At 71.4% G+C, this 10102-nt stretch carries 9 protein-coding genes; 6 read left to right on the top strand and 3 right to left on the bottom strand.

Going from position 1 to position 10102, the window contains the following annotated elements; genetic code table 11:
• Nucleotides 1–143 precede the first annotated feature (143 nt).
• A complete protein-coding gene (locus Q2100_RS26630; RefSeq protein WP_302916478.1) occupies nucleotides 144–806 on the top strand; it encodes an IF2 family translation initiation factor in 663 nt (220 codons plus the stop codon).
• A 54-nt stretch (nucleotides 807–860) separates the two neighbouring features.
• Here Q2100_RS26630 and Q2100_RS26625 read toward each other — a convergent pair whose 3' ends face one another.
• On the bottom strand, nucleotides 861–2312 hold the full coding sequence (locus tag Q2100_RS26625; protein WP_302916477.1) for a protein adenylyltransferase SelO: 1452 nt from the start codon (nucleotides 2310–2312) through the stop codon (nucleotides 861–863).
• A gap of 43 nt (nucleotides 2313–2355) precedes the next feature.
• Here Q2100_RS26625 and Q2100_RS26620 point away from each other — a divergent pair, with 43 nt between their 5' ends.
• On the top strand, nucleotides 2356–2901 hold the full coding sequence (locus tag Q2100_RS26620) for a hypothetical protein (RefSeq protein WP_302916476.1): 546 nt from the start codon (nucleotides 2356–2358) through the stop codon (nucleotides 2899–2901).
• 18 nt (nucleotides 2902–2919) lie between these two features.
• On the opposite strand, the gene Q2100_RS26615 is transcribed toward Q2100_RS26620, so the two are convergent.
• Nucleotides 2920–4470, bottom strand: coding sequence for an acyl-CoA carboxylase subunit beta (locus tag Q2100_RS26615; protein ID WP_302916475.1), 1551 nt, complete (start codon nucleotides 4468–4470; stop codon nucleotides 2920–2922).
• A 154-nt stretch (nucleotides 4471–4624) separates the two neighbouring features.
• Between Q2100_RS26615 and Q2100_RS26610 the strand changes: the two genes are divergently transcribed.
• Nucleotides 4625–5518: a mycobacterial-type methylenetetrahydrofolate reductase gene (locus Q2100_RS26610; protein ID WP_264010630.1), complete on the top strand. Its 894-nt coding sequence runs from the start codon at nucleotides 4625–4627 to the stop codon at nucleotides 5516–5518.
• Here Q2100_RS26610 and Q2100_RS26605 read toward each other — a convergent pair.
• A complete protein-coding gene (locus tag Q2100_RS26605) occupies nucleotides 5494–5643 on the bottom strand; it encodes a hypothetical protein (protein WP_269896028.1) in 150 nt (49 codons plus the stop codon). The two genes, Q2100_RS26610 and Q2100_RS26605, sit on opposite strands and share 25 nt — an antisense overlap.
• 117 nt (nucleotides 5644–5760) lie before the next feature.
• On the opposite strand from Q2100_RS26605, the gene Q2100_RS26600 reads away from it, so the two are divergent.
• From Q2100_RS26600 to Q2100_RS26590, 3 genes are all read left to right on the top strand, one after another.
• Complete coding sequence (locus tag Q2100_RS26600; protein ID WP_264010632.1) at nucleotides 5761–6348, top strand: hypothetical protein; 588 nt, start codon at nucleotides 5761–5763, stop codon at nucleotides 6346–6348.
• Nucleotides 6345–6998, top strand: coding sequence for a hypothetical protein (locus Q2100_RS31790; protein WP_328518141.1), 654 nt, complete (start codon nucleotides 6345–6347; stop codon nucleotides 6996–6998). The genes Q2100_RS26600 and Q2100_RS31790 overlap by 4 nt, the downstream gene beginning before the upstream one ends.
• Before the next feature lie 122 nt (nucleotides 6999–7120).
• Nucleotides 7121–10102, top strand: a 2982-nt coding sequence (locus Q2100_RS26590) for an ATP-binding protein (protein ID WP_302916479.1), incomplete at its 3' end; no start/stop codon positions are given.

Raw genomic sequence — 10102 nt, 5'->3', positions numbered from 1 at the left:
CGGCAGCCGCCGAGGTTGTCGACGCCGACGCCGAACACCGTGCCGCAGAGCAGGCCGCGGCCAGCGCCCACGCCGAGGCCGAGCGGATCCGCCGGCAGGCGCCGCCCGCCGACCAGTCCTGACAGAACACCTAGGAGACACTCGTGAAGATCACCGAATTACCCGTGGCCGTGCTGCGGTTCCAGTACCAGCTCGCCCGTTTCCCGCTTCAGCTGATCGAACAGCGGGTGGTGTCCCGGTTCCCCGAGGAGACGCCGGCCCGGCTGTTCTACGAGCGCTCGCTCGGGATCCTCGACGCCACCGTCGGCGGCGCCCTCAACGACCAGGAACTGGTCCAGCGCGGAGCGGCGTCCGTCGAGCGCAGCGACACCCTGAGCCGGGCCGCCCGCCTCGACGCGGCGGCGGAGGCGAAGAAGGTGAAGGCCGACGCCGAGTTCGAGGCCAAGCGGGACCAGGCCGTACAGGAGCGCAAGGCCGCGCAGGAGACCAAGCAGGAAGAGGTCCGCGAGGCCCGCGAGACCGCCCAGGAGCGGACCCGCAACGCCGCCGAGACCGCGCGCAAGCGCACCGCCGCGGTGAAGGACCGGGCCGACGACGTCGCCGAGAAGCGGGTGAAGTCCGCCGAGGCCGCCAAGCGTCAGCAGAAGGACGAGATCACGGCGGCCGAGCGGAAGGCCACCGAGCAGGCGGCAGCCAAGCGCGAGGACGCGCAGGACAAGCGGGCCGCCGCGGCGCAGCAGAAGGCGCAGGCCGACCGCATCGAGGAACTCGCCGAGGTCGAGAAGGACAACCGCAAGGCCGACTAACGCAGCGCAGGCGCGGGCGGCCGACGCGATGGCCTGCCGGCTGGGCGAGCTCGGTCAGGTGCCGCAGAACGTCCGGTAGCTGCCGAAGTCGCCGGGCGCGGGTTCGGCGTAGCGGTCGAGGCCGGGCCGCTCGTCGTAGGGCCGGGCCAGCACCTCGAGCAGCTGCTGCACCGGGGTGAGGTCGCCTGCCGTCGCCGCCACCAGCGCCTCCTCGACCAGGTGGTTGCGCGGGATGTAGACGGGGTTGGCGTGGTCCATCACCGCCGGGTCGGGACCCGCTGCCCGCCACGCCGCCGCCCACGCGTCGAAGCCGGCCAGGTCGGCGAACAGCGCCCGCGCCGGTTCGGCGTCGCCACGCGCCGCTGCGCCGAGGTGGCGGAAGAAGGACGTGAAGTCGACCTGGCTGGCGTGCAGCAGGGCCAGCAGGTCGGTCGCCAGCGACGCCGGCGTGTCGGCGGGCAGGCCGAGCTTGGCCGCCATGCCCGCCGACCAGGCCGCCTGATACCGCTGGGTGAACCCGCCGAGCGCCTCCGTCGCGATCGCGACGGCGCGTTCCTGGTCGTCGGCGAACAGCGGGAGCAGCGCCTCGGCGAAGCGGGCCAGGTTCCACTGCGCGACAGCCGGCTGGTTGCCGTAGGCGTAGCGGCCCCAGCTGTCGATCGAGCTGAACACCGTCTCCGGGTCGTAGGCCTCCATGAACGCGCACGGGCCGTAGTCGATGGTCTCGCCCGAGATCGTCATGTTGTCGGTGTTCATCACGCCGTGCACGAAGCCCACGAGCATCCACTGCGCGATCAGCCGGGCCTGCACGTCGACCACCGACTCGAACAGCGCGAGGTAGGGGTGTTCGGCCCCGGCCGCCGCGGGGTGGTGGCGGGCGATGGCGTGGTCGGCGAGGCGGCGCAGCACCTCGCTGTCGCCCGACGCGGTCGCGTACTGGAAGCTGCCCACCCGCAGGTGGCTGCTCGCCACCCGGGTGAGCACGGCGCCGGGCAGCAGCGTCTCGCGCTGCACCTGCCTGCCGGTGGCCACGACCGCCAGCGACCGGGTGCTCGGTATCCCCATGGCATGCATGGCCTCGCTGATCACGTATTCGCGCAGCATCGGGCCGACTGCGGCCAGCCCGTCGCCGCCGCGGGCGAACGGCGTGCGGCCCGACCCCTTCAGCGCCAGGTCGCGCACCCGCCCGCCGGCGTCCTCCCGCTCACCGAGCAGCAGGGCCCGGCCGTCGCCCAGTCGCGGCACATACCCGCCGAACTGGTGCCCGGCGTAGCCCTGGGCCACCGGCACCGCCTCGTCGGGCACCCGGTTGCCGGTCAGCAGGCCGACGCCGTCGACGCTGCGCAGCCACGCGGGGTCGAGTCCGAGGTCGGCGGCCAGCGCCTCGTTCAGCAGCAGCAGCCGCGGCTCCGGCGCCGGCTCGGCACGCCAGCGGACGGCCAGTTCGGGGAGTTCGTCGGCGAACCGGTGCTGCAGTTCGATGGTGGTGGCGGGTTCAACACTCACCCTCTCCAGGGTACGGAGCGCAGCGGTCTGTGATAGTTCAGCGATGCCCCATCTGCGCTTCTACGCGGTGGACGACGACCACCGGGCCGTCCTGGACGCGGTGTTCGGGCAGGGCGACTTCGCGGTGTACGACATGCACGCCGAACCCGGCAGGCCGATCGGCCGCTACCGGGCGGTCGACGAGGTGCCGATGGCGCAGCACGGGACGCACCTGATGCTGCACGTCGTGAGCGCCGGCGGCGAACCGATCCTCGGCGGGAAGGTGATCGGCGGCTGGGGACTGGTGCAGCTGAGCTTCGGCGCCTTCTTCCGGCAGCGCGAGCTGCGCTGGAGCTTCACCAACCACAACACCCTCAAGACGGCGATGAAGTGGGTGGCGACCTACCCGGACTCGGGGAGTCCGCACGACTGGGACTTCGACGAGGTCAACCGCGCCTCCGCCCGCCTGAACCGGAAGATCCGCACGCTCGGGGTGGACGCGATCGGCCCGCACCCGGTGCTGCCCGCGGCGGCGGCGCTGATCGACCGACACGGCCTGACGCACGTGTACGGCACCGGCGTGCACGCCCGCCCCGTCGGGCAGGAGTAGTCGACCGTTCGGGCGCTGCTACCAGGTGTCGACGAACCGCCGCCGCGGCGCGGGGATCGCATGCGCGGTGGCCGTGGCGAGGGTCGCCGCGATGAGCGCGCGCGTGTCGGCCGGATCGATCACGTCGTCGATCTCGAACATCGCCGCGGCGTTGAGCGCCCGGGCGTTCTCCTGGGCGGCCGCCGTCGCCTCCCGGACCCGCTGTTCGCGCTCCGCCTCGTCGGCGATCGCCTCCAGCTCCTTGCGCATGCCGAGCCGGACCGCGCCCTCGAGGCCCATCGGGCCGAGGTGGGCGCCGGGCCAGGCCACCGTCAGCACCGGCTCGTGCAGTCCGCCGCCGGTCATCGCCTGCGCGCCGAGCCCGTATCCGCGGCGCAGGATCACCGCGATCAGCGGCACCCGCAGCGCGGCGCCCGCCACCAGCAGCCGCGAACCCCGCCGCACCAGCCCCTCGGCCTCCGCGGCGGGCCCGACCATGTAGCCCGGGCAGTCGACCAGCGACACCACCGGCAGGCCGAAGGCGTCGCACAGCTGCAGGAACCGCGCGGCCTTCTCGGCCCCGGCGGCGGTGATGGCGCCTGCCATGAAGCGGGTGTCGTTGGCGATGACGCCCACGGCGCGACCCTCGACACGGACCAGCGCCGTCACCATCTCGCGGGCGAAGCGCCGCCGCAGGAACGTCACCGACCCCTCGTCGGCCAGGGTCTCGATGATCGGGGCGACGTCGTAGGCGCGCCTCTCGCGCTCGGGGATGGCCGTGCGCAGCGGCGTCTGGTCGGCGGCGGCGCCCGGCGGCGTCGAGCCCTGGAAGTAGCCGAGCAGTGTCCTGGTCACCCGGACGGCCTCCGCCTCGTCGGGCACCACCACGTCGACGACGCCGTTGGGCTCCTGCACCGAGATCGGGCCGACCTCGTCGGGATGGACGTCGCCGAGGCCGCCCCCGGCGATCATGGCCGGCCCGCCCATGCCGATCGAGGTGTCGGCGGTGGCGACCACCAGGTCGGAGCAGCCGGCGAGCACCGCGTTGCCCGCGAAGCACCTGCCCTTCACCACCGCGATGCGTGGCACCAGGCCCGACAGGCCGGCCCACAGCCTGAACGCCCGGACCTCGAGCGAGGAGACCGTCGCGTGGTCGGTGTCGCCGGGCCTGCCGCCGCCGCCCTCGGCGAAGAACACCGTGGGCAGCCGCAGGCGCTCGATCAGGTCGAACAGCCGGTCCTTCTTCAGGTGGCCGTACACCCCCTGGGTGCCGGCCAGCACGGTGTAGTCGTAGGACAGCACCGCGCACGGGCTGCGGTCGCCGAACAGCTCGCCGTTGACCCGGGCGGTGCCTGCGACCAGCCCGTCGGCGGGGGTGCGGGCGATCAGGTCGTCGACGTCGCGGCGGCTGCGCTGCGCCGCGATCGCGAAGCGGCCGTACTCGACGAAGGACCCCTCGTCGACGAGGTCGGCGATGTTCTCCCTGGCGGTGCGGCCACCGGCGGCGTGCCTGCGGGCCACCGCATCGGGGCGGGCGGCGTCCTCGGTGAGGGCGCGGCGACGCAGCAGTTCGGCGTGTTCGTCACGCATGGGGACCCCTCCGCGTCGGTGTCTGTGGAACGGCGGCCGGGCGGGCGGCTACGCACCCGTCCAGGAAACACCGGTATCGTTGGCCAATCCCGGCGGGGTCGACGTAACCACCGTCGGCCGATCCGCCTGTCGTCAGATGCCGGAGCTTTCACACATGAGCCTCAACACCGTCGCGCTCGAACTCGTCCCGCCGAACGTGGAGTCCGGCCGGGAGAAGGCGGCCGAAGACGCACAGAAGGTCCTGCGGTTCTCCGGCGAGTACGGGCTCGACGACCGGCTGTCACACGTGCTGATCCCGGGCATGATCGCCGAGGACGACGACCGCCCGATCGAGATGAAGCCGAAGCTCGACGTGCTGGACTTCTGGCACATGCTGCAGCCGGAGCTGCCCGGCGTGAAGGGCATCTGCACCCAGGTCACGTCGTTCCTCGACAAGGCCGCGCTCGATCAGCGGCTGACCGTGCTCGGCGACGCCGGATTCGAGGGCATCGTGTTCGTCGGCGTGCCGAGGACCATGAGCGACGGCGAGGGGTCGGGCGTCGCGCCGACCGACGCGCTGTCGATCTACGACGCGACGGTGCCGAACCGCGGGGTCATCTGCATCCCCACCCGCGACGGCGAGCGGGGCCGCATGACGTTCAAGTGCGAGCAGGGTGCGACGTTCGCGCTGACCCAGCTGCTGTTCTCGGACACGATCGTGCCGTTCCTGCGCGAGCTCGCCGACACCACCGACCACCGGCCCGAGATCCTGCTGTCCTTCGGATTCGTGCCCGCGGTCGAGACCCGGGTCGGGCTGATCAACTGGCTGATCCAGGACGCCGGGAACGCCAAGGTCGCCGCCGAACAGGACTTCGTGCGCGAACTCGCGGCCAGCGACCCCGACCGCAGGCGGGTCATGATGGTCGACCTGTACAAGCGCGTCGTCGACGGCGTCGCCGAGCTGGGCTTCCCGCTGAGCATCCACTTCGAGCCCATCTACGGGGTGTCGGGCGCGGCCTTCCGCACCTTCGCGGAGATGCTCGACTACTGGTCGCCCTCGGGAGCCTGACTCTCGGCCGTTCCCGGCGCATCGGGTGGCGGCGTCGAATACGCGGGCGCCACCGGCGGCACCTCCTGGTCGGCGAGATCGCCGGCTCCGTCGTCCTGCTGGGGCGTGGGTTCCGGTGCGGTCATGGGTGTCGGCTACCCGCGCGGCGGGGCGCGAAACGCTTGATCGCCGAACCGGAATCGATATTGACGTTTCCGTAGACCCGTCCGCCGGGTAACCCATCGGTGGACAAGGAGGTCACCATGCCTGACTGGGGATGGATAGTCATAGCGGCGGTCATCGTCATTGCAGTGATCGCATTCATCGTCGCCCGACCGGCGATGCGACGCAGGAGGTCGGAGCGGCTCAAGGGCACCTTCGGCCCCGAGTACGAACGGACGGTCGCCGAGGTGGGCGACCAAAAGGCGGCCGAGGCGGAACTCGCCAAGCGCGAACAGAAGCGCAAGAAGCTCGACATCGTCCCCCTCAGTCATGAAGCGGGCGAAAGGTACACGCTGCGTTGGCGTTCCGTGCAGACGGCGTTCGTCGACGACCCGGCGGGCACGCTCGCCGAGGCGGACCGGCTCGTCATCGAGGTGATGAACGAACGCGGTTACCCGGTCGACGACTTCGACCAGCGCGCCTCCGACATCTCCGTCGACCACCCGCAGGTGGTCGAGAACTACCGCGCTGCGCACGACATCCATCTGGCGCAGCAGAGCCGGCAGCTCAGCACCGAGGAGCAGCGACAGGCGTTCGTGCACTACCGCGCCCTGTTCGAGCGGCTCCTCGACGTCGCGCAGCACCAGCCGCACGACACGGGCAACAACTCCCAGGAGGCACGGGCATGACCACACACGAAGACCGCACACAGTTCACCGATCCGCAGTACCGGGATCCGCAGGCCGGCGATCCGCAGGCCACCCAGCCGCAGTTCCGGGACCCACAGAATCCCGATGCCCAGTACCCGGACACGCAGAACCCCGGGGCGCAGTACTCCGCGATGCAGCAGTCGGATCAGCAGTATTCCGACCCGCAGCAGTCGGATCAGCAGTACTCGAACCCGCAGCACGCAGGCTTGCAGCAGAACGACTCGCCGTTCGACGACGCGCCGCGCGGCGCCGAAGCGCCGGTGCAGTCGGAGACGGTGACGTCCACCGGTCACCCGGGGATGGCGCAGCCGTCGTCCGAACATGACCGGCCGCAAGCGGATTCGACCGACGCGGATTCGGACCTGTCCCTGTTCGGCGAGACGGAGATGTCCGGTTTCCGCGCCCGCTGGAATGACGTGCAGGCCGGCTTCGTCGATGATCCGAAACAGTGTGTCCAGACGGCCGACGCACTCGTGTCGGAGGTCGTCGACCAGCTCACCTCCGGCTTCACCGAGGCACGCGCGCGGATGGAGGCGCAGTGGGCGCGGGGCGAGGACGCCTCGACGGAGGATCTGCGCGTGGCGCTCAAGCGCTACCGCGAGTTCTTCCAGCGACTGCTCTCCGTCTAGACCCGAGCGGTTGAACAGGCCGGCCCTGCGGGGCCGGCCTGTTTCTCGTCGCGCCTTTACCGGACCTTGACCGACCGTTGAAGTGCCTGTCCGACGATCATCCGGTGACTAGTGTTCATACGGTGGAGCTGGGGGTTCTGGGTCCTCTGCACGTCCGGCAGTATGGTCTGCCGGTCGCCGTTCCTGGTGCCAAACCGCGCGCCGTCCTCAGCATGCTCGGACTGCACGGTGGCGCCGTCGTCCCGGCGGACACGCTCGTCGAACTGCTCTGGGGCGACGATCCGCCGCGCACCGCCGCCAAGGCTCTGCAGACCCACATCTCCGCCCTGCGACGCGCGCTCGGCGACGGGTTCGTCGTCACCGAGGGAACCGGCTGGAGGGTGAGCGCCACAGAGATCGACGCGAGCCGCTACGTCACCGCAACCAAGTTGGGCCGCGACGCGATGTCCGCCGGTGAGACGAGTGAGGCGGTCACCCGCTTCGACGAGGCGTTGACACTGTGGCGCGGTACCCCCGAGCTGCCCGAGGGGCGACGCGGAACGTCCGAGAAGACGCGGTGGATCGAGGGTCACGCGGCCCTGGTCGAGGATCGGGCCGAAGCGCTGCTCTCCATGGGGCGGGCGGCGGAGATCATCGGGGAACTCGAGGCGGCGATCGCCGATGCGCCGTTGCGCGAGCGGCGTTGGGGTCACCTGATGCTCGCGCTCTATCGCGCCGGGCGGCAGGGTGAAGCGCTCGGGGCTTACCAGCGGGCCAGGTCACTGCTGGCCGACGAGCTGGGCGTCGACCCGGGACCGGATCTGCGCCGACTCGAGTCCGCGATCGTCGCGCAGGACGTAGGGCTGGAACTGCCTGCGTCGCAACGGCATTCGGTGGTGACGCGTGCGGTGACGTTCCTGCTCACCGACATCGAGGGGTCGACGGCGGCCTGGGAGAAGGACGCCAGGGCCATGGCGGTGGCGCTGGCCCGCCATGACGAGATGGTGGAGCAGGTCGTCACGTTCCGCGGCGGACGGCTGATCAAGACCCGGGGCGAGGGCGATGCGACGTTCTCGGTGTTCGACCGGCCGTCCGCTGCGGCCGCCGCCGCGATCGAGCTGCAGGAGGCCGTGCGTCACGAGGCGTGGGCGCTCGCCGATCCGATGCGCATCCGCGTGGTCCTGCACACCGGCGAAGTCGAGTTCCGCGACGGCGACTATTTCGGCCGGGCCGTCAACCGCGCCGCCCGGTTGCGGTCCCTGGCCTCCGGCGGCCAGATCCTGTGTTCGGGCGCCACCGCCGAACTGGTCGTGGACACCCTCGCCGACGACGTCGTGTTGACCGACCTCGGGTCGCGTCAGCTCAAGAACCTCGCGCGTGCCGAGCGGGTTTTCGAACTGCGCCTCCGGACCACAGACGTTGACACCGGCGATCGCGCCGCCGAATCACCGATCGAGCGGCCGGCGCTGCCCGCCGTGCTCTCGGGGCCCGGACCGTTCGTCGGCCGCGGCAGCGAGCTCGAACGCATGGCCACGTGGCAGGCGGCGCTCGACTCCGGGACGCGTGCGGTGCTGATCGCCGGCGAGCCCGGTGTGGGGAAGACGCGGCTCGCCGGAGAATGGTCCAGTCGGGCATATGAACAGGGCGCCGTGGTCCTCTACGGCCGCTGCGACGAGGACCTCGGGGCGCCCTACCAACCCTTCGCCGAAGCGCTGCGGTCGCTGGTGCCGTGCCTCGGCCCCGATCGGCTGCGCCGCCTGCGTGGCGTCGAGTCGCTGCTGCCGCTGGTTCCCGGACTGGTCGACGCTCTGCCCGACCTCGCGGTGCCGACCCGCGCCGATGCGGACACCGAACGCTACGCACTGTTCGACGCCGTCGTCGGGCTCCTGGCAGCGGTGTCGACGGACGCGCCCGTCGTGCTGGTGCTCGACGACCTGCACTGGGCCGCCAAACCCACGCTGCTGCTGTTGCGGCATGTGCTGCGCTTCGGAGAACACGGTCGCGTGCACATCGTCGGGACGTACCGCAGCACCGACCTCGACCGGTCGCACCCGCTGGCGGCGATGCTCGCCGATCTCCACCGCGACGGTTCCGCCGACCGGCTCACCCTCGGCGGGCTCGACGAGGACGACGTGACGGCGTACGTCGCGGAAGCCGGTTACGACGATGACGAGCTGGCCCGCGCGCTGGCGGCGGTCACCGGTGGCAATCCCTTCTTCCTGATCGAGGCGCTGCGCCATGTGGACGAGAGCGGCGGCCGTTGGGATCCGAGCACCCTGCCGCAAGGTGTACGGGAAGCGGTGAGCCGCAGGCTCTCGCGGCTGCCGGCACAGGCGAACAAGGCGCTGGCGGCGGCCGCGGTGGTCGGCAGCCGCTTCGCAATAGACCTGGTCGAGCGAGTGCTCGGGGACGACCTGGTCGACGCGTTCGACGAGGCCGCCAAGGCCGGCCTGGTGATCGAGGAGCCCGGCGGGCACTACCGGTTCAACCACGCCCTGGTGCGGCAGTCGCTACTGGCCGAACTGGCATCGGTCCGCAGGATGCGGCTGCACCAGAAGATCGCGGTGACGCTGGAGAACGAGCCGGGGGCCGACGACGAGCTGCTGGCCGATCTCGCCCACCACTACTTCGAATGTGCGTGGGCCGGCAATGCGGGCAAGGCCGTCGATTACTGCCGGCGTGCCGCGGACCAGGCGATGGCGCGCTTGGCCTATGAGGGCGCAGCCGACCTCTACGGCAGGGCGCTGCATGCCCTCGAGGAGCTCGACGACCCGCTGCCCGATCACAGCGAGCAAGAGGCCGAACTGCTCATCGCCCGGTGTGAGGCGCTGCTGGCCGCCGGCGAGGTGGTCTCGGCGGCGGACGCGGTGGCGCACCTGCGGGACCGCGCGGGCGATTCCGGCCGTCTCGCGGCATGGGGGACGTGCTTCGACGGCCAGCTCTCGATGCTGACGAACCCCGAGCGCCTGGAGGAGATCGAAGCCGAATTGTCGGCGGCCGCAGCGAAGTTGGCCCAGCTGGCGGATGCCGCGGGCGAGGCCATGGCGCACACCGTGCGGGCCGGATGCCTTGGCCGCCTCGGGCGGGTCGGCGCCTGCGAGGCCGCGTTGGATCAGGCGCTGACC

The sequence above is a fragment of the Mycolicibacterium arseniciresistens genome (genome assembly GCF_030519285.1).
GTDB lineage: Bacteria > Actinomycetota > Actinomycetes > Mycobacteriales > Mycobacteriaceae > Mycobacterium > Mycobacterium arseniciresistens.
This window is presented reverse-complemented; position numbering and strand designations above follow the sequence as displayed.